Here is a 19,599-nt window from a genome sequence, read left to right as displayed (position 1 = left end):
GAAAGCTTCTAGTCATTATGGCATTCGGATTTGTTTTGTTAGGATGCGAAAATAAATCAAGCCCACATTTGGAGAGCACTCCTACTGAATTCATAGATACGACTGTCGCTCATTTAACGGATACTGTAGGCAATCTGGATAAGGTATTTTATTCTGACAAGCTCACGCGGGAACAAGCATTATCCGCCGCTCAAGATTACCAACCCATGACAGGAAAATGGTTCGAAGGGGAAAACGGCTTCAATCTCATTACTTCCTACACTTCCGAAGATACGGAGGCAGGAAGTCAGGTAGGAGCGGGTTTAGGCAAGATTCCTGAAGGGCGGTCCGTGCGATTTCAATTGACAAGCCGGGACAAAGACGGACAACGGCTTCAATTGATTACAGAGTACGTGGCTGACAATAAAAACACGATCGATGGACGGCTTGATTTTTCATATATGATCCCAGATCAGCCGAACACAAACTATCTCCTCAGCATAGAAATTGTTTCTCCTGAAGGCGTTGTAGAGGACACAATGATAACTCCCATTTTTGTACCGCCGAATGAGCTCAACGCTCGCCTAACCGTAAAAAAACCGGTTGACGGATCCGGCCAAACAGAGCTAACCCTTTATAATGCCGGTCCAACCGAGCTGTATTTGGGTTATGGCTATGGGATTTATCAAAAAGTGTCTGATGGATGGAAGCTGGTACCCGACGATAGTGCCGTACCGGCAATTGGATTCCGCATGCAACCCGGTGGATCGCACCGGGAGGAAGTGAGGTTTCCCCGGAAGCTTGAGGCCGGAGATTATCTGATCGTAAAACAGTTCGAAGGATACATGACCGACTTATCCGTAAAATTGGCTGCACAATTTAGGATTACGGAGGATGATTCTTAACAACTACGCGGCATCATCTTATTCCGCAGTTGCCGGGTTTCGAAAGGAGGGGCGTTCGCCGCCAAGATTGAATTGCTCCCAGCGTTGATAACGCCGCCACAGCTCACGCTTGATGTGCAATTCCAATTCGCCGATATCGCTCAGATTATCGATCGATAGCGCCAGTCTGCTTCGATTGCCTGAAAAAGCCGTTCGAACGACCGATAAAATAAAAGTATTGAACCTTTTTACCAATAGGGCGACTTGATTGGTGAACTCCTCGTCATCGTCGTCAAACCCTTCGCCAAAATAGCTAAGCGCCTTTCCGTATCCGTTCCATCTTTTGCCGATTACCCCTGCCTGCTCGATTGCCAGATGAAGCGTTTGAAGAGGGTATTCCGCTTCGTTCTGTATCGCCTTGCAAAGGAAAGCTTGCATTTCCGTTATCAAAGCGCTGGCAGCCAAGTTAAACGGCTCGGCGAAATAAGCGGATGCCCTTCTCCTCTCGGGTTCATGCAAGATGAGCGTGTCCACCGAGACGCCCATATTCGACCTCAAGCAATAATAACACTGATAAAGCACCTCTCTTGAAATGGAGCCCTCCCACTGAAAAAAAGAATCGCGCAGATAGATTTGCCCTTCCTGGTCTTGTTCCACGACAACGATATGGGGGCGGTGACGCACCTGATAGCACTGATTCGGATAGTTCAGGTAAAACAAGTCCACCAAAATTATGACGATCCGGGAAGGGCATGCCAACTCCCGTTCCAATGCCGCAAAATTTTCTTTCTTGCTCTTCCCGTGATCGTTCCATTCTATGAGGGCTTTACCGTATAGCTGCTCGAACTGAACGAGCAAGTGATCCGCGTTGACGACATCGGAATAATAATAAATGCCTTTATCGCCAACCTCGAAAGGCGTATCCCAAATACCGAAATACAAAGGCCGATCATCGTAACCGCGCTGCCGAACCGCGTACGACAAACAATCCAACATGCAGTGAATCGGTTGAGCCGTCGTCATGGCTATATCCCTACCGAATTCATACGGTCTTCTAGCGGCCGCTCCAGAAGTTCCTTCGTTTTATTCGGCCATTTCGTATATTCGCCGCCGTAACGGCTCAACAGCGCATAGATCCAACGATCGATTCCGAATGCGACGCAACCCGAGTGCATCGGCTTATCCGCATCGTTCAACACCTCGAAAGGCTTGCACAACGAATCCTCCATATTATTGAACGAGGCAATCGAGAAGGATCCGTTATCTTCGGTATCGACGATCAATTCATACTTCATTTTCCCCATGAGCTGAATCTGTCCTTTTCCCGATTCCTCCGAGAAATAGAACGGATCGCTCGCCGTCTCTATTCGCCCGCGCAAACCGAGCGCTTCGAACAGCGCCCATGCGCTCTCCATGAGTTGCTTCCGCTTCTCTTCGATAAAAGTGGAATCGCCGAATAGAACGATCTCTCTCATACTGAATTCGTTCATCCGGTGTTTGCCTACTCTCCAGACCGCCTCGTGCCGGTAGCAGGTGCCGCGAGCCGTTAACAACAGCGGATTGGATAAACGCTTGTTCGACAACTCCGCGTAGCAATGAAAGCATACGGCAGGGGAAAGCGCGTAGGAGCTAAGCCTGGATACCGCTTCCAAGTCCCCTGTCTCCCGAACCTTGTTTAAGTCTTGCAAGCGATGGGGAAACTCCGACACCATGTGAATATTCTGGGGAAACGTAGGGATATAACTGCATTTCTGTAGCGTTGCCAGCGGGATCATCGACGGATAACTGCGCAATTGCGCATCATGCCGGATCGCCAATTGTTGCAAAATGCGATCGAGCTGCTGGAACAGCGTAACGGCAAGGCCTCTTCGCACGGAGCCGTCGGCGGCGAACAATTCTTCGATCGGCTGCTTCTCCACAATCCGCGGCAAAGCCTTCCCTTCGCTCTGGGTGTATATGCGACTGCCAATGATACGGTTGTAACTTTCTTTCTCCATCAGGTCGTTTATCGTCTCGTCGATGGTCGCTTCATCGGCTTCCGGAAGCAGATCGACGACGATATCCTGCGTATGCGTATCGAGCCGGCAATCCGCGATCCCCTCTATGCTGTACATGAGCTTCGAAAGTAACGATTGTGCTTGCTTCGCGTTAAGCTTGCTTTCGGTCGGATACGATTTAATCATCGCGCATGCTCCTTTTCGGTTATGAATTGATGGAGACGTCTCGCAGAGACTCTTGTTTTTTGAGCCACGCGAGCTCACTCTCCAGGTACCGGAACGGCTGCTCCCCGAACCACTCGATAGAAGCCGTATACGGGCTGTCGTCGCGAACCAATTGCTCGATAATCGCCGAGTAATCGACGACGCCGTCGGAAAGCGCCGTCAGACCGATTCGATCCCCGCTTGGCGAATAGACGTTATTCGGTGCGAATACGTCCAGCCGATTCCGTCCGGATATATTTTTCAGATGATAGTTGACCGTCCATGACTTCAACTCCCGGTAAGCGTCGATCGGGTCGCTGCCCCACTCCCACGCGTGCAGAAAATCGAGGTTGACGCGAAGATGGGCATGGTTCGTTTCCCGCAGCAGGCGCAGCGTGGACGAGAGCGTATCCGCCAACGTATCCGGATGCGTCTCGATGACCAGATAGCTGTCGTGCTCGGAAGCCATTCGGGCAAGCTCCCGCAGTCTTATTATGCATTGCGTCCAAGTTTCGGAATCAGCCATGGCGCTCGGTCGGTTCCCCGCGAAAATCCGAACTTTGCGCGTGCGGAAGGTTTTTGCGAGCGCGAATAACTCGCGCCCCCGCTTAAGCGCGACTTGATCGTCCTCGGAGTAAAGATCGATATAATCGCTGATCATCGAAATCCGAACGCCATCGGCTTCCATTCTATCCAATAGGGACGGAACCTCGTGCTCGCAACGGCGCAAGACGGCCCTCGCATGAATTCCCCACAGTTCGATTCCGGCAAACTCCTGCTCGCGGGCGAATCTAACCAGATCGTGAAAAGAAACGAGCTCGTGCCGGAAGGAGATGGAACATAATGAATATTTCAAACCCGCACCTCCCAACCTTTTAAGCTTGCCGCATTTTTTTATAGCGTTCCGAGAATAGCTCCTTCTCTTGCGTGTAGACCTTCACCGGAATTTGATACTGCTCCAGCTTGCCTTGGCAGAACGCTCTCACTCTTTGCTTCAGCTCTTGGGCGCCGATCGGCAAGTCGGTACGAATGACGGCCGTCACCACGTGACCCAGCAAGGAATTAGGCTCTCCCTTAACGGTGACGTCCCGCACTTCGGGCATCTGAAGCAAAACTCCTTCCACCTCGACCGGATACACTTTCCTTCCGCCTACGTTGATCAATTCGGAGCGCCGGCCGTAGATCCGCAAATATTCTCCTTCAATGCCGACTTGGTCCTGCGTATTAAACCAACCATCTTCATCGAAAGGGTCGGGCGCGTTCAAATAGCCGACCATTGCCGCCTTGGAGCGGATATGAAGGATACCGTCCACGATCTTCGTCTCGACCCCTTCTCCTCCGATCTTCAGCCAAGTCGAGCCTGATTCCTTGGACTTGGCCCGCAAGATGCCGAGCTCCGACAATCCATACGTTTGTCTTAGCTGAACGTCGGGAAACCGAAGGCGCAATTGTTCCAGCGTGTAGTCCGGCATGACCTCGGTGCCATACGTAATGATCTTAAGCGAAGACATATCGTAGGGCTCATAAGCTCCCGTCATCAACAGCAAATTCAGAAAACTCGGCGAAGTAGGCAATAGCTCTACCCTATGCTTCTCGATTAAGGCGCAGATTTCGGAGGGCGACCGGCTGGGCGGCACGATGATGGTGCCTCCGTTAGCCATCGTATGGAACAATGTGTTGATTCCGCCGATGTGGTCGAAAAGCAGGAACGATAGTGTGCGAAAGGTGTCCCTTGGTACTTTATACCGATCGATGAAAGGCGCGAAACGATGTAGAATCGCCTTGGGAGCGCCAGTCGTTCCCGAAGTAAAAAGGATCATGCCGGCCTGCCCCTCCGAGAGGAACCGTTCCAGAAATCCCGTATGGCCGCCCCGCTCGTGCGACTCGATCCGATACTCGTCTCCGTCGAAATGAATCGACCTGTCGACCTGGGCGATATCACCGAACTCCCGAAGCCGATGACGCACGCTTGGCGAAACGGGAACGATCGTATTTCCGTTCCCTGTCAACGCCAGGATCGCGCCGCAGACGGCGGGAGAATAATCTCCTTCTAACAGAACCACTTCTTCGGGTCGGATTCGGAATTGCTCGATGTTGGCTTTCCATCTCTCGTAATCCTTCAATATTGTGCCGAACGTTACGGATTCACCCGAGTAAACCATGGCTTCCCGCTCCGCAAAGCCCGCGATTTTATCAAGAAGCCACTCGATCGTCACCCATCTTTCCTCCTTCGCCAAGGCGGCAGGTTACTGCGATTCTTGTAGAACCATCCGCTCTTGCACGTATTCCCGAAGCAGCCGATACTCGCTTAAGATCGGCTTATTAATTTCATGAACTAGAATCGTAATGTTGAATTCCTCTTCCAAATCGGCAAAGAGGTTGACAATGAGAATGGAATCCAGCGCCAATTCGTTGACAAGGTCGGTATCGGAGACGATTTCTTCCGCCGATATCGTCTTCCTTGTGCTTCGAATCAAAATTTCTTTAAGCCGATCGTCCATACTCATGCTAACGCTCCCCTCTTTCCCTAACCGCATTATGCAGCCATTCCAGAAACTGCAGTTCCACCTTTTTGAGCTCCTCCGTGCGTTGCCTAATCGCAGCGATCGCAGCAGTTGCATCCTGCCCAATCTTGTATTTCAGCAGCAGGAGATTAACCGTGTTCCAAGCTGACAGAATACCATCGATTTGTCGTTGTCCCTCCGCCACCTGGTCGTCGCTCAAGCCGGCCGTGTCCCGATAAGCATTCCAAACCTGCGCACGGAGTCGCCGAATCGAGGATATCGTCTTCGTATTGATGACGATCCAGTCGTTTCTTCGGCGGGGGGTCCACTCCTGAGATCGCGACAAGTCATCTTGAAAGTGCTCCAACGCCCGTATGCCGCCATGGCGATTATTGAACCAGGCCTGCCAAGCTTTCGCCTTCTCCGCTCCGGAGCTATTCTCCGCAAGGATCGGACTCGGCTTGTCCAATCTCCGGTTCCGATAATACGTCAAGTTCCGATCGGTGCAGTAAGCCAAGCAAGATTTCAAATCCGGTTCCGAGAACGGAATCTCCGACTCTTCCAATACGAAATAGTGTATCTCGCCGCTCCCTTGGCGGATGGCGCATGCATGGGCCGCTTCATCCGGACTCAATGAGGCGACCGCGTCGACGACCGGGTCTGTCACGAGATAACGATTCTGCCGTTCGTCCCATCCGTAGAGCAATATCGAGTGCTGGAAGCCGGTCTCCTCCATGCCCAAGTAGGCGGGAGGAAAGAAGGCGAGCCTGGACGCCAAACATAAGCAGATCGCGCTGCGTCCCTGGCGGATAATGCTCCGTAGCGACTCTTCGTCGCCTTTGACGAACGTCATGGTCAGTCCGTAGAAATACTCCAGCGGCAACTGATTGGCCTCTTTGCCGGATAGAAGCGTTTTAAATTGATAGCTTAAGTTCCAATAATCTAGCAAGATCTTGCGATAGTCTTTTCCCCTAATATTCAAATAAGTCAGAACGCAGGAAGTGAAGCATTCCATAAACGCCAAGTTAATATTGTGCTCGTTCCTGACTTCCACGACATGCTGTGCCAATGCTTATCCTCCCTTCTGATCCGCTCCGGCATAGAGCGGTTTACCTGCCATGGCTACAAGCTCCGCAACAATTCCTGCCGCTTCAACAATTCCTTGTAGATCTCGCAGCGAGTTTCCAGCTCTTCATGGGTACCGGAATCGACGATCGTTCCCTGTTCCATCACATAGATGATCCCGGCGGACATGATCGATTCCAACCTGTGCGTGGCGATCAGCACGGTTTTGCCCTTCATGATCCGGAATACCGTAGCGAGCACCTGCTCTTCCGTGTTTCGATCCAGCGCCGATGTCGGTTCGTCGAGGATGAGAATGTCGGGTTTCTTGATGATCGCCCTAGCGATCGCTACTCGCTGTCTTTGTCCGCCGGATAATTGAAAGCCTTGATTATCCAGCCTCGTATATATCCCGTCGGGCAGCCGATCTACGAATGATTTCAAATCCACTTCGCACAGAGCCCCGTACACCTCTTCCTCCGTCGCGTCGAGCTTGCCGAACGCCACGTTATCGAACAACGTCCCTTTGAACAGGAACGACTCCTGCGACACGAAACTGATCTGACGAGAGATCGCTTGACGCGACAGTCCGGACAACGAGCTTCGGCCTATCCGAACATCTCCGGACTCAATCTCCATAAAACCCTGCAAGGTTTTGAACAACGTGGATTTCCCGGAACCGCTCCTTCCGACAAAGGCGGCGATTTGGCCTTTGGCGACTTCGATCGTAACTCCCTTCAAGATGGAGCTCTCTTCATAGGAGACATACAAATCTCGGCACGACACGAAAGGCTGGCGCTCATCGGTCTTTAGTCCATCATTCCCAACTTCCAAGGACGTCGCGGTTTGCGCCGCGGCATCGCGCATCGAATCCTCGCAGGGGACGCTTTCATCTACGCTAACTTGCGACTCGGTCGGGGTTTGAAGAAATTCCTCGATGCGGGACATGGCCGCTTCGCTTCCTAGCAAATCGCTGATCAAGTAATTCATATGCTGAATAGGATTCAATACCGCTTGGATGTACTGAACGGCCGCTACCATCATCCCGACGGTAAATAAGCCATTCATCACTTGCCCGCTGCCGAATCCGTACAACAGAACGACCGTCAGAGCGATGACCAAAGCCCCGCTATTCCCGGACAGTTGTCGGAACAACCCTTCCCGGATGCTTACCTTTACGAGGTCCTTATACATCTTTTCATTGCGCCGTTCCTCCCATGATTCCAATCCGTACGTCCGGATTTCGCGGGAGCCTTGAACGCTTTCGAACAAATAAGAGCCGATCTCCTCGTTGTGATGACGGAGCTTGTTGACGGCGTCCTTCATTGGCCTTCGATATAAACGGGGGACTCCGATCACGAAAGGGATGCTGATCAGGGCTACGATGCCCAAGCGCCATTCCATCACGAAAATAATCGCCAGCGACACGAGCATTTGCAGCCACTGCCCAACCAGCTCCACAGCCAGGACATTGATGAACCTGGACGTCGCCGAGGTGTCCATCCCCATTAGCGCCATATACTTCCCTACGCCGTTCTTCTCGATCTCCGTCAAAGGGATTCGGCGAATGTGCCGCAGTACCGTGCTTCGCAAATCCAGCGTGTTCCGTGCCTCCAAGTAGCGAAATATGCTGAAGCCTGCGACGGTTAGGACCGCGGATAGGATGCTGATCCCGAAAGATGAGCCCAGCAAAGGAAATACCCACTCCGCTTGTCGGCCGATTAACACCTGATCGATAAACCGGGAAATCAGGTACGGCTGCGTTAAATTCAAGAGCAGACACAGCATCGTCAACAGGAAAGCTGCGCTCGTTAACCGCCAACGGGGGTTAATATATCGGATCAGGCGAATGTACATCTTCACGCTGCTCACGGATTCGACACCTCGCCTAACGCCGCTTCGGGTAGCTGGCTTCGCCATTTCGAGAACATTTGAAATAACGATTCCCGCACGCTTATCTCCAACTGGCGAAGATGCCCGGTTTTCACCGAAAACGATGCCAAATCGACAGGCTTATTCTGCATTTGGTAACGTACCAACGTCAGCATTAGATTCTCCCATCCCTTAATCATCTCCGTAATGGCTGAGGTCGTCACGTTGTCCTCGATTCCCAAGCGTTCGCAAAGATATTGGAGGATATATTGGCACCCGCCGAATCGTTTGGCTATAACTCCCGCTTCCTGAACGGAAGCGAACAACGTCTTCGGCGCATGCCCGCCGTTCCCCTCGATCGAAGAGTGAACGAAGCGTTCGACCTCGGCCAATAGCAGTCCGGGCGATAAGTGAAGCTCGGATTCGAATAACCGAATGATCGCGCGTTCATCCGCTTGCCGGAAAGCCCCTGTATCGATCGTCAACCCTCTGCCGAATCCGTCGAAGCCGAACGCCTCCCATAGCTCCCCATTCGACAGGCTGCCGTTCCAATCGAAATAGGGATCTATGACCTGCCATTCCAACCATTGACGCTGCTTCACGATCACGAAATGCGGAGCGTGTTTGGCGCGGTACTGGTAAGAGTACGGCAGATAGAATACATCAACCATAATAATCGAAACTTTCCCGGTAAGCCCGTCTCGCATCCGATTCGTCAAGGCGGAGAAGTTCCCGCGCTTTCCGACAGCCGTATCGTACCAGGACTCCACCGCGTTCCCGTAGAGCATAGAGAATTTGCTATTCCAATCCATCGGATCCACCGAATCGCTGTAATAGGAAATCCCGTTTTCATTTGCCTCGAAGTAAGCATCCCATACTCCAATGTAGAGAGGCCGGAAATCCAATCGGTCGTCTTCCTCTATAACCGAAGCAAAGCAGTCCAACAAGCAGTGGACTTGACTGAACTTCTTCACTTAATCACGCCCAGCTTGTGCATGATTTGTTCTCCGATAACCTTAAGCGTCGCGAAGTTCTCGATCTGCAACTCTTCGTCATCGAAAGCGATATCGTAGTTCAGCTCGATCTGAACGATCATATTAATGATTCGGATCGAATCCATGCCCGCCCCCTGAATAAGTTGATCATCCTTCAGGAGCTGCTCCAGCGCGGGATCTTCGGTTAGCTTTGCGATCGTATGACGCAAAAAGGCGTTGATTTCTTGCTCTTTCGATAAGGACATCGGATTCGCCTCCTATGTGGGTTTTCAAGCAAAAAACGATTTAATTTCGTTCGAAACCAAGGCGACCTCATCCTCCGTCAGCCCTATATGCATAGGCAACGACAGAATCTCGTTCGCGTAACCTTCCGCATTCGGGAAAGAGCCGGCAGCGTAACCAAGAAACGAGTAAGCCGGCGTCAGATGAACGGGAACCGGATATTGCACCGCTGTTAAAATACCCTTTTTCTGCAAGTGCTTCTTCAGCGCCTCGCGTCGCCCGTCGACCAGCCGAATCACATAGAGATGATAGACGTGGCGACTGTCCCGCGATGCTTCAGGAACCGCGACATAATCGAGTCCTTGCAGTCGGATCGCGTATCCGGCCGCGATGTCGCGCCGCTTGGCGGACCATTCGTCCAGATAAGACAGCTTGATTTGCAATGCGCATGCTTGAAGCGAATCCAAGCGGCTGTTAAAACCGGGGATCTCATGCTGGTAACGAATTTCCCCGCCGTGATTTCTAAGTTTGCGCAGCCTGGACAACCATTCGGGGGAGGAGGAGACAACCGCTCCCCCGTCCCCTAAGGCTCCCAAATTTTTATCCGGGTAAAAACTGAAACATCCCATTGTTCCCCAGCTTCCGGCCGCTTTCCCCTCCAAGCTCGCTCCCGCGGCCTGCGCGCAATCCTCGATAATCGCAATGCCTTTCTCCTCTGCCCAAGGCAGCCATTCGCGAAGATCGACCATTCGGCCGTAGAGGTGTACGGGAATAACCGCTTTCGTCCGAGGGGTCGCGCTGGCTTTCACCTGCTCGAAGTCGATGAGATAGGAGTCGTCGCAATCGACGAGCACCGGCCTCGCTCCCGTCTGATGGATGGCGCCGACGGTAGCGATAAACGTGTTCGCCACCGTAATAACCTCATCTCCGGGCCCGATATTAAGCGCTTTCAGAGCCAAGAACAAAGCATCCGTCCCATTGCCGACTCCGACCGCTCCCTCCGTCCCCAGATAAGCCGCGAAAGAGGACTCGAATTGCGCGACGGAGGGTCCGCCGACAAACTGGCCTCCGCGGGCAATCTGCGATACCGATTGAAGCCACTGCTCGCGGATCGTTTCGAATTCAACCTGGGGAGCCGAGAACAAGATTCCCATGTGCCACCTCCTTACTTTGCTGCGCGCAATCACGGATTCGATCCATAACTTCCATCGTCTTAATGGCTTCCTCCAGCGTGACGGCCAGCTTGCCGTCGTTCAGTACGTGATCGGCGAAAGAAGCATAAATGGCAAGCGCCCCCGACTTCGACCGCTCTTCCGGCTTCAACTCGCGGACAACCTTGCCTTTCTCGAATAATAAGGCCTCCCGATCGGATAGGATCTGCAACGTGGCCTGAGAACCACCGATAATCCAGAGCGGCGAAGCCACATTGGAAGCGAAGTTAATGTCCATAGACATGACGACCTGTCGTTCGGTACTCATCACGACATGCACATAATCGTCGACTTCGCCTTGCCGCCAGCGCAAATTTTTCATGCTTGCCTGGACCTCCTCGCACGCTCCGAGTTCCAAATTCAGCAATTGATCGATCAGATGGACGCCCCAATCCAGCAAAGCGCCTCCCCCGTACGCAATCTCGTTTCGCCATTCCGGGCGGAAGGACTTCACGCCGAATACAGCACCTGAACCGAACGTATGGTACCGCCGTTCCACGAACAGAATCTCTCCCAGACTGCCATCTTCGATCGTACTCTTGGCAAGAAGATAGTCGCTGTCGAATCGTCGGTTGTGAAACACGGTCACGCTTTTTCCTTCTTGATCGGCAATGGCCTTCAATTGAATCGCTTCCGCAGCGTCGAGCGTTACCGGCTTCTCTATTAACACATGCTTGCCACGGCGCAAGGCTTGCGCGGCAATCCGATAATGGCTGTTCGGGGGCGTCGCGACTAGGATCGCGTCAACCTCGGAATCCAGCAGGTGCTCCAGTTCGGAAAACACGGAGAACCCTCGCCTAGCCGCTAGTTCCAGACGCTTGGGCGTGACGTCGAAGATCCCGCGGACTTCGAACTCGGGCATATTCTTCAGCAGGGGAAGATGAACCAACTCGACGATTCGGCCGAATCCGACGATCCCTAACTTTACAGTATCCGCCATCTCGCCTATACCGCCGCTTGCCGAAGACCCATAATGAACCCGACTAAAGAGTCGACCGTCAGGAAGGTTTCCGGCTCGACGCCGACTTCGGGCACGACGACATCAAACGCTTCTTCGATATAGACCACCAGCTGAAGAACCATAATCGAATCGATGCACAAGTCTTCGTACAGCCTGTCCGATTGTTGCAGTTGGGGCGGCAGTCCCTCAAGCTCCAAATTTTCTTCCATCACCGTTCTCAGCATGTTCATAATTTCCAAGCGCTGTTGCTCCATTCATGATCTCTCCTTTTCCTGCAATAATTTCCGGCTTACTTTGCCGGAAGGCAACTTCGGTATTTCGCTCACCAGCTCGATGACGCTTGGCACTTTATAAGCCGGGAGTCGCCGCACGCACCATGAACGTACGTCTTGCTCCCCGATAGATGAAGCCGCGACGACAAGCGCCCTGACGGCTTCTCCCCAAACTTTGTGAGCCGTCTTCACGACGACGGTCTCGGAAACGCCGGGCATGGATCCGATCACAGCCTCCACCTCGGAAGGAATGACCTTCAAGCCGGATACATTAATCAGATCGTCCAGCCTTCCAAGCACATGCAAACGGTCGGTCTCCGGGTCTAAATATCCCAGATCTTTCGAACCGATGACGTCCGAGCCGACTATGCTCACCCTAATCTCTCCTTGCCTTTCCACTTCGCGATCGTCAGAACGAATCGACACCGTAAGATGTCCTAGAGGCTTGCCTACGTCCGTATTCGCGGATGGATGCTTGCCTACGGAGATGCAGCCGACTTCCGTACAGCCGTATTGCTGCCATACCTCATCCGTTTGGGCCTTCATGCGGGTCAGCAGCGCCTCCGATGGGGGAGAACCCGAGATGACCACCTTATGGCAGCGAAACTCCTCTTTTCCCAACGTATCCAACACGTGGTATAGAAAAGGCGCCGCGTAGACGATAGGGTCTTTGGCCGTTCGGATCGTATGCAGGGCGAACTTCGGATTTTTGTCCTGCACGATCGTGGGCTGCACTCCCCTAGCCCATGAGGCAAGCGTTCCCGTGATCAGGCCGAACGAATGCGATACGGGGACCAGAATAATCGGCTGCTCATAGGGCGTTTCGCCGAACAAACGATTGTAGTGCTCAACCTCGTCATCGACCCGCTTCCAGGAACGGGCAATCAGCTTGGGAACTCCCGTCGTACCCGAACTGTATTGCAGAACCGAAGGTTCATAGGGGACGGTTGAGACGCTCACAACGATAACCGTCTCCAAATTCCCGTACAGCAGATACGAGCAATCGCCGTTCCTGGCCAATTCGCCGGCTGTTTCTAACGGAGTATCCGCATGAATCAGCAACGCGGAACCTCCGCGATCGCGAAGATAAATCACGGCACCCAACAGTTCAAAGGCATTCTTCAGACAGAGCGCATACCGTTTTCCTTCCGGATTTCGATAAGGCTCCGCTTGTCCCATTCGATCGAACAATAAGCGAAATTCGTTCCCGTCATACTTTCGGTTGTCAATTTCAAGCATAGGAGGTACCTCTTATCAAATAAAACAGAGTATGGTACATTAGTTACTATCCAACAATCCACTCACCTAAAATTTTACTTGGTAGGGTTTTCAAGAACAATCGTCGATTCTTCAGAAATTAGAGGTTTCTTGAGATGTTTGTCATAGGGAGAGATCGATTATGATGCCGCAATTCGAGAAAGCGCTTCCTGCACATTTCATAGACTTTCGTTCCTCTATCAAGGAAGACGCCAGTTCGAACTATCGATTGATCTGGCATACGGACGCAAACGACCAAGCCGTAATTTGCGTTACCCTCGTTGCGCCCCATATTCGCCTTAGAGCAGAGGAACTTCCCCGTCCGCATTGCTGTATTGACTTTTATTCTTCGTTCCTGACATCCATGCAGGGCACCATGCCACAGAAGAGGACGCTGCGAATTTCTGTTTCCTCCTATGCCCACGATATCCTAACCATGCTGTCCTCCCTCGCCCATCAGCCTGCCTTTCGGCAGCGGCAAGTCAGATTTTCCATCGCGATTACTTCATTGCTTGCCGAACTGCTCGACGATCTGCGCAATGAACAGAAACCGGATCCGGCCATACCCAAGAAAGGCCACTCCGAGGGGTTAAGAGGCGCGCGCGCTATACTCTACGCAACCCGATATATGAAAAAGCATATGAGCGATCCTCAGCTATCTTTGCAGGATATCGCAGGTGCCATCGGGTACAATTCCAATTATTTCTGCCGGGAATTCAGCAAAATCTTCTCGGTATCGCCTATTCGGTTCTTAAATCAATTGCGAGTCTATCATACGTTACGGCTTCTGGAGCAGTCGGATATGGGCGTGGGAGCAATCTGCCTATTGGTCGGATTTACGAATCCAAGCCGGTTGTCCAGCATGGTCAAGGCCGCTTCCGGCATGACTCCATTACAGTTCAGGCGTTCCAAAAAAATGCAATCCCTTGCAGAGAAGGAGCCGAGTAATGTCGACCGTATTGTTCCTAAATGGACCGGCTAGCGGCCACGTCTATCCCACTCTGGGCATTGTGGAGGAACTCATCGCGGAAGGGGAACATGTTGTTTACGTATCCAGCGAGGAGTATCGCGAACAGCTTGAGCGGATAGGCGCGACGTTCGTCGCTTATGAAAATTTTCTCCGTCGAGAAGATCCTTTTCTTAGCAATCAAAACTATTTGTCGCTCGTGCTCACCATCCTATCGTCTTATGATATTCTTCTTCCCTGTATCCGAGATTTAGCCCGGCAATATCGTTTCGATTATGTGATCCACGATTCCATGTACGGATGCGGGACGGTAGCAGCCGATTGGCTCGGCATCCCTAATATCGCGACTTGCACTTCGTTTATTCTCGCCGAACGGTTACTAGCGGACAACTCGAGAGAGCAAACGAGGCTACAAGAAAATCTCTTGCTCATGAAAGAGTTCTCTCGTCTATCAAAGAGAATTTGGACTGCCTACTCCATCGATCGAAAAATAGAAATTAACCGTATTTTTTTTAATGAAGGCCAGTTGAATCTCGTATTCACGTCCGAATATTTCCAGCCCCAAAGCGAAACCTTGGCAGCGCATTATCGATTCGTCGGACCTATTCTCTCCGAGCGCCATGAACGATCCCTTCTCCCATTGAAGCAAAGGGAAAAACGGCAGTTGATCTATATTTCAATGGGTACTATGTTCAATAATGTACACGCGTTCTTTCGGATGTGTTTGGAAGCATTAGCTTCCTTGGATATCCTCGCCGTTCTATCCGTTGGCCATCGAATCGACATTAAAGCGCTTGGAAGCATTCCGGATAACATCACGGTAATCCCGTTCATTCCGCAATTGCAGATTCTGAGGGAGGCCGATCTGTTTATCACCCATGGAGGCATGAACAGCGTGAACGAAGCGCTATACAACGGGGTTCCCTTACTGGTCATCCCCATGGCCGCCGATCAGCCGATCGTAGCCGATCGCGTTGCCGCGCTGGGTGCGGGCAAGCAGTTGAACAAAGAGACCTTAACGGCCGAAGAACTGCGGGAGGCCGTTACGGAGCTGCTGCGCGATGAATCCTATCGGATCAACAGCGCCAGAATCGGTACCACCTTGCGGGAGGCCGGAGGGCAGAAGAAAGCGATGGAGCATATTCGGGAGTTCAAAAGGGCTCATGGGATTGGACAACATCCTGTAGATGGAGATGAGGGCATTGGATAAAAAAACGTTGAAAATTCAACCGTACAATGATATCTGGCTCGATTGCATCAATAACAATTTGGTTGCCATGTTGATAGCCGAAGAGGAATCCTTCAAACGAATCACGCTCTACTTGCAAGTGAAATATATCAAAATGGTTTTTGACCAGTACTACAACTCCGCGGAAGCCAAGGAAAAAATGATAACCGAAGGATTCATGACGCCAGGGACCGATTACTCCTTCGACATCATGAACGAGTTGATCGAGATGGAGAAAAGGCATTTTAAGCTCATTCGTTTCCAAGAGTTCATGCAGTTTATCAAAAACGCACTTCGCGAAGATTTCTACATCTTCCTTCAAATTGATCGTTACTTCTATCCGAGCGGCAGGGAATCCGGGGTTACGCATATGGTTCATCCCGTGTTCATCCACGGTTATAATGATGAAGAAGACTACTTCTACGCGATCGAGGACTGCGTAAATCCCGGAATCAACGAATATTACGCTCTCCCCTATAGCGCTGTCAAAAGATCCTTCGAACATTTCGTCCGAAACGACGAAGAAATTGCGGTCACCTTATGCAAAACCCGAAATCGGGACGTATTGGTCAACTTCTTCGAAAATAAAACCATTCCGTTAACGGAAGCCAAGCAAATGGCGACCAGTCTTCTGGAAGATCGGACGATCTATAAGGAAGAGCATGATTTATACTACCATTCCGGATTATCGTCTTTTGATCATTTCGGGAGCGAGTTGGATGAAATCTATAATCGCATTCAAGACAAAAGTATTTTCGGAATACAGCTTTTATCCTTACAGCAAGTCCATAAAAGAAATCAAGAGTTAATACGATTTTTGCAAGAGAACCATTTAGTAGAGACCGGGGATTCGGATAAGCTTATTTCGCTATATACTCAGATTCAAAAAGAATGGGGCATTTTCAAAGGAAAAAGCTACTATATGCTAGAAATGCGGGATGCTTCCGGTCAATCTATTCATCCGGATAATCTCAATGCACTAAAAGATCGACTAAAGGCCATTCGATCCTTAGAAGAAACCGCCGCGCATAACCTGCTGACCCTTTGTCAATAGCAGGCTAAACCAAGGGTTTTCCGCAGCCGGAAGTCGTCTTGCATAAGTATAGAAACAGCGGTAGCCTGGACGAGAAAATAAAGTCCTAGACTACCGCTGCTTTTTATTCAATGAGGTGATTATATGGTTTATGGTTTTATTTCCCTTACATAAAAGTCATATAATTGATTAATAGAAGAACTTGAGAGGATAGGACTGGCTCGTTCAATTTTCTCGCGTTCCCAATCGTACCAACGCATTTCCTTTAACTTTTCGATCTCTTCGTCTGTAAAGCGTTTCTTTATCTCTTTAGCAGGGTTGCCGCCAACTATCGTATAGGCCGGGACATCTTTTACAACAACCGATCCTGCCGCAACAATGGCACCTTCACCTATTTTCACGCCGGGCATAATCATTGCATTCATGCCAATCCAAGCATCACTTTCGATGATTGTATCCCCTTTTGGTTCGTAAGAGGTTTCAATCTGCTCCACAAACGGATACACGGTAATCCATTCAGGATGATGATTGTGATTTCCGCCCATTAAAATAATTACTCCGCTTGCAATGCATACGTAATTTCCTATAACCAATTTATCTAAATGCCAACCATAGTCTTCGATGGGGTTAAATAACTTTCTTGATTTTTCATCTCCCCAAAGGTATCTGACGCACCCGTCTTCAAAATCGTGATTATCGTAATAACCAGAGTAGTAGGAGTAGTCCCCTACTTCAATCATTGGGTTGGTGACAATATCCTTTAGATACTTAATTTCAGACCAGTGGTTAAATCGTTGTTGTTTCATTCTTTTCCCTCGCTTCTAAGTAATAGATATCATTTTCTACTTAGAAGCTTAATGCAGTAGCAACATTCTTAAACCTTTTCAAACGACGAACCATCGTCCTCATCCTTTTCCTTTTGGATGGGGACATTGTAACAATCGAATCATTTGTTCGTCAAATCATACCCCTAATAATTCAAATAACCCGCTAGCACTAAGCTAAGCGAGTTACTTTTGTAAGTTTTACATCGACCCGATCTTAAGTTGTTTTGCCATTTTCATCGTTTAAACTGTAACTGTTTCTGGTCTCTTGACAAGTAATGGAGGAGGAACTAACCAACCTTTATCCTTAAGCATTCTAAGGGTTTTACCACCAAGTACCGTTTTTGCGGCAGCATATTTTGCAAACAATGCGCCGATATCTTCGCGAATGCACATTGCCATTGCTTGTGTGCAAGCAACAAGACCCATTGCTGTGTCGGCAGATATCGCAGCAGCAATTTCCTGATCAGCTAAACGAGCACCCACAGGAATATCTTCGAGATTGGCTTTTGGTCTGTCAGCCATTATTGGAGCAGGAGCTATTCCATTCGCATTAAGTATCTCATCCAGTTCTTTTACTTCTTGTTTTGCTTGATCAATGTAGTCTTCAATCAATTCCCTTAGGTCCTTGTCACCGGTGTGATTTAAATAGGCTTGATAAAAAGAAATCGCTCCTTTAGCTGCAGTAGAAGCTGTCCATACACTGGATACTTCACCGAAATGCATTGGCTCATCTTTTGGGTTACCGCTTAGAATTCCCATGAAAAAGTTGCCCCCTTTGTTGTAGAATCAAGTGTATTTTGTCCATCATTTAGCCCCTTATCCTATTTGCGCGATCACTTTTTATTCCAGATGAGGTCAGCTCGAATCAGTGCAGGACTCTGTCTTGATCCACTTAAATCATGTATATTTTATCCCCAAAAATGCCAGTAAGATCACAGATCAACAATTACGTTTTGTGCCGGCTTCTTGTTTCGGAGAAGGACGGGGTATAGACTGCAAGGAGAGCTTCTGGGAAAGTTTGAATGGGAATAAACTATCTTGCTTATTAGTTGCGAACAGCCAAGGACTTAAAGATAAGTCCTTGGCTGCCACCGCGCAGATCGCATGATAATCTACCAATTCATCGAAATGGTTTGTCCGGTTCGCTCCGATTCGAGCGCGGCCGTGAAGAGACGATGACTGTCGGCCGCCTCTTCAGGCAAGGCGCAATGGAAGGATTGTGTCATCGCTTTGCCATTCGCCACTTCGTCACAGAATGCAGCCCACATTTGAAGAATGGAATCGGAAAAACCGAATTCGAAAATGCCTCCTGTGATCGTTTCGTAAGATGACCTGTAAGGAATATCCACGACATGCCAGGCCTGCTGACCGCCCGGTACATACGGCAGAGAGGCTACCTGTTTCGGGTTCTTGGTCGAGAATTCAGCAGAAAACTCGGTACCTTGAATTCGAATAAACCATGTGTTGGCATGTCCGGGCGCGATCCGTTTCATGGATAGCAGCATCGGAAAACTCGAGTCTTCTTGTTTAACGTTGCATGCGAGTATCGCGTTATCCCACGTTTCGCAAGGAGCCGTCCCTCCTTTTCCATCCGGTCGTTCGTTCACGATCTTGGACAACAATGCCCTTACGCTGGTCGGCTTCCAGCCGAATCGAAGCGGGAGATGCAGCACGTGCAATCCCAAGTCGCCCATGCATCCGTACTCGCCGTTCGTTGCGACCCGCCGCTTCCAGTTAATCGGTTTCGTCGGATCCAAATCGCTCGAATGCCAGAAGCCAGCCTCTACTTCGATGATCTTGCCAAAACGCCCTTCCTTCACCCACTGAACGATCTGTTGAGCTCCAGGGTAAAACGGGAACTCTGAGGAACTGCGCACAATGACCTCCGGATGAGCGTCGATAACCGCTTGAATGGCACGGTTGGCTTCAAGATCAATGCCGAACGGCTTCTCGCCAAGCAAATGCTTGCCTGACTTAATGATATCGATGTAGATCTGGGCATGCAGGTTATGAGGAACCGCGCAATATACGGCATCAACGGACCCCTCCGCGAGCATATCTTGATAATCGGTAAATGCGCGCTCGACGGAAGGCAATGATCCTTGAACCACTGTGTAGCCGCCG

At 50.5% G+C, this 19,599-nt stretch carries 20 protein-coding genes; 4 read left to right on the top strand and 16 right to left on the bottom strand.

Annotated elements, in window-relative coordinates; genetic code table 11:
• Positions 1–17: 17 nt before the first annotated feature.
• Positions 18–884 carry an immunoglobulin-like domain-containing protein gene (locus tag L3D05_RS18095; RefSeq protein WP_239617721.1) on the top strand — a complete coding sequence of 289 codons (867 nt, stop codon included), beginning with the start codon at positions 18–20 and terminating at the stop codon, positions 882–884.
• 18 nt (positions 885–902) lie between these two features.
• Here the strand turns inward: L3D05_RS18095 and L3D05_RS18090 are convergent, their stop codons facing one another.
• Genes L3D05_RS18090 through L3D05_RS18030 form a run of 13 tightly spaced genes read right to left on the bottom strand, consistent with a single transcriptional unit; the run spans position 903 to position 13,402 of the window.
• A complete protein-coding gene (locus tag L3D05_RS18090; protein ID WP_239617720.1) occupies positions 903–1,886 on the bottom strand; it encodes a DUF6005 family protein in 984 nt (327 codons plus the stop codon).
• A 2-nt stretch (positions 1,887–1,888) separates the two neighbouring features.
• Entirely contained in the window at positions 1,889–3,046 is a 1,158-nt protein-coding gene (locus L3D05_RS18085) for an aminoacyl--tRNA ligase-related protein (protein ID WP_239617719.1), read from the bottom strand.
• Positions 3,047–3,065: 19 nt separating this feature from the next.
• Positions 3,066–3,920, bottom strand: a complete 855-nt coding sequence (locus tag L3D05_RS18080; protein ID WP_239617718.1) for a sugar phosphate isomerase/epimerase family protein — start codon at positions 3,918–3,920, stop codon at positions 3,066–3,068.
• Between the two features lie 19 nt (positions 3,921–3,939).
• Positions 3,940–5,280: an ANL family adenylate-forming protein gene (locus L3D05_RS18075; protein WP_239617717.1), complete on the bottom strand. Its 1,341-nt coding sequence runs from the start codon at positions 5,278–5,280 to the stop codon at positions 3,940–3,942.
• A gap of 30 nt (positions 5,281–5,310) precedes the next feature.
• Complete coding sequence (locus L3D05_RS18070) at positions 5,311–5,571, bottom strand: phosphopantetheine-binding protein (RefSeq protein ID WP_239617716.1); 261 nt, start codon at positions 5,569–5,571, stop codon at positions 5,311–5,313.
• A gap of 1 nt (position 5,572) precedes the next feature.
• A complete protein-coding gene (locus L3D05_RS18065) occupies positions 5,573–6,637 on the bottom strand; it encodes a hypothetical protein (RefSeq protein WP_239617715.1) in 1,065 nt (354 codons plus the stop codon).
• A gap of 53 nt (positions 6,638–6,690) precedes the next feature.
• Positions 6,691–8,502, bottom strand: a complete 1,812-nt coding sequence (locus tag L3D05_RS18060) for an ABC transporter ATP-binding protein (RefSeq protein WP_239617714.1) — start codon at positions 8,500–8,502, stop codon at positions 6,691–6,693.
• Positions 8,499–9,476, bottom strand: a complete 978-nt coding sequence (locus L3D05_RS18055) for a DUF6005 family protein (protein ID WP_239617713.1) — start codon at positions 9,474–9,476, stop codon at positions 8,499–8,501. Before L3D05_RS18055 ends, L3D05_RS18060 begins: the two co-directional genes overlap by 4 nt.
• Positions 9,473–9,742, bottom strand: coding sequence for a phosphopantetheine-binding protein (locus L3D05_RS18050; protein ID WP_239617712.1), 270 nt, complete (start codon positions 9,740–9,742; stop codon positions 9,473–9,475). The genes L3D05_RS18055 and L3D05_RS18050 overlap by 4 nt, the downstream gene beginning before the upstream one ends.
• A 24-nt stretch (positions 9,743–9,766) precedes the next feature.
• Positions 9,767–10,873: a DegT/DnrJ/EryC1/StrS family aminotransferase gene (locus L3D05_RS18045; protein ID WP_239617711.1), complete on the bottom strand. Its 1,107-nt coding sequence runs from the start codon at positions 10,871–10,873 to the stop codon at positions 9,767–9,769.
• Positions 10,842–11,870, bottom strand: coding sequence for a Gfo/Idh/MocA family protein (locus L3D05_RS18040; RefSeq protein ID WP_239617710.1), 1,029 nt, complete (start codon positions 11,868–11,870; stop codon positions 10,842–10,844). Before L3D05_RS18040 ends, L3D05_RS18045 begins: the two co-directional genes overlap by 32 nt.
• A gap of 5 nt (positions 11,871–11,875) precedes the next feature.
• Positions 11,876–12,145: a phosphopantetheine-binding protein gene (locus tag L3D05_RS18035; RefSeq protein ID WP_239617709.1), complete on the bottom strand. Its 270-nt coding sequence runs from the start codon at positions 12,143–12,145 to the stop codon at positions 11,876–11,878.
• A complete protein-coding gene (locus L3D05_RS18030; RefSeq protein ID WP_239617708.1) occupies positions 12,146–13,402 on the bottom strand; it encodes an AMP-binding protein in 1,257 nt (418 codons plus the stop codon).
• Between the two features lie 160 nt (positions 13,403–13,562).
• Here L3D05_RS18030 and L3D05_RS18025 point away from each other — a divergent pair, with 160 nt between their 5' ends.
• The 3 genes from L3D05_RS18025 to L3D05_RS18015 are packed head-to-tail and all read left to right on the top strand — an operon-like array spanning position 13,563 to position 16,669.
• Positions 13,563–14,402: a helix-turn-helix domain-containing protein gene (locus L3D05_RS18025; RefSeq protein WP_239617707.1), complete on the top strand. Its 840-nt coding sequence runs from the start codon at positions 13,563–13,565 to the stop codon at positions 14,400–14,402.
• The gene (locus tag L3D05_RS18020; RefSeq protein ID WP_239617706.1) at positions 14,368–15,597 is read left to right on the top strand and encodes a macrolide family glycosyltransferase; all 1,230 of its coding nucleotides are present in this window, start codon (positions 14,368–14,370) and stop codon (positions 15,595–15,597) included. The genes L3D05_RS18025 and L3D05_RS18020 overlap by 35 nt, the downstream gene beginning before the upstream one ends.
• Positions 15,590–16,669: a hypothetical protein gene (locus L3D05_RS18015; RefSeq protein WP_239617705.1), complete on the top strand. Its 1,080-nt coding sequence runs from the start codon at positions 15,590–15,592 to the stop codon at positions 16,667–16,669. Before L3D05_RS18020 ends, L3D05_RS18015 begins: the two co-directional genes overlap by 8 nt.
• Before the next feature lie 128 nt (positions 16,670–16,797).
• Here the strand turns inward: L3D05_RS18015 and L3D05_RS18010 are convergent, their stop codons facing one another.
• The 3 genes from L3D05_RS18010 to L3D05_RS18000 all read right to left on the bottom strand — a co-directional run bounded on the left by L3D05_RS18010 (position 16,798) and on the right by L3D05_RS18000 (position 19,586).
• Positions 16,798–17,454, bottom strand: a complete 657-nt coding sequence (locus L3D05_RS18010) for a CatB-related O-acetyltransferase (protein WP_239617704.1) — start codon at positions 17,452–17,454, stop codon at positions 16,798–16,800.
• Positions 17,455–17,715: 261 nt separating this feature from the next.
• Positions 17,716–18,234, bottom strand: a complete 519-nt coding sequence (locus tag L3D05_RS18005; RefSeq protein ID WP_239617703.1) for a DUF3231 family protein — start codon at positions 18,232–18,234, stop codon at positions 17,716–17,718.
• 353 nt (positions 18,235–18,587) lie between these two features.
• Positions 18,588–19,586 (bottom strand): Gfo/Idh/MocA family protein, encoded by a 999-nt coding sequence (locus L3D05_RS18000; RefSeq protein ID WP_239617702.1) that lies wholly within the window; start codon positions 19,584–19,586, stop codon positions 18,588–18,590.
• Positions 19,587–19,599: the final 13 nt, after the last annotated feature.

This window comes from Cohnella mopanensis, assembly GCF_022352055.1.
Taxonomy (GTDB): Bacteria; Bacillota; Bacilli; order Paenibacillales; family Paenibacillaceae; genus Cohnella; species Cohnella mopanensis.
This window is presented reverse-complemented; position numbering and strand designations above follow the sequence as displayed.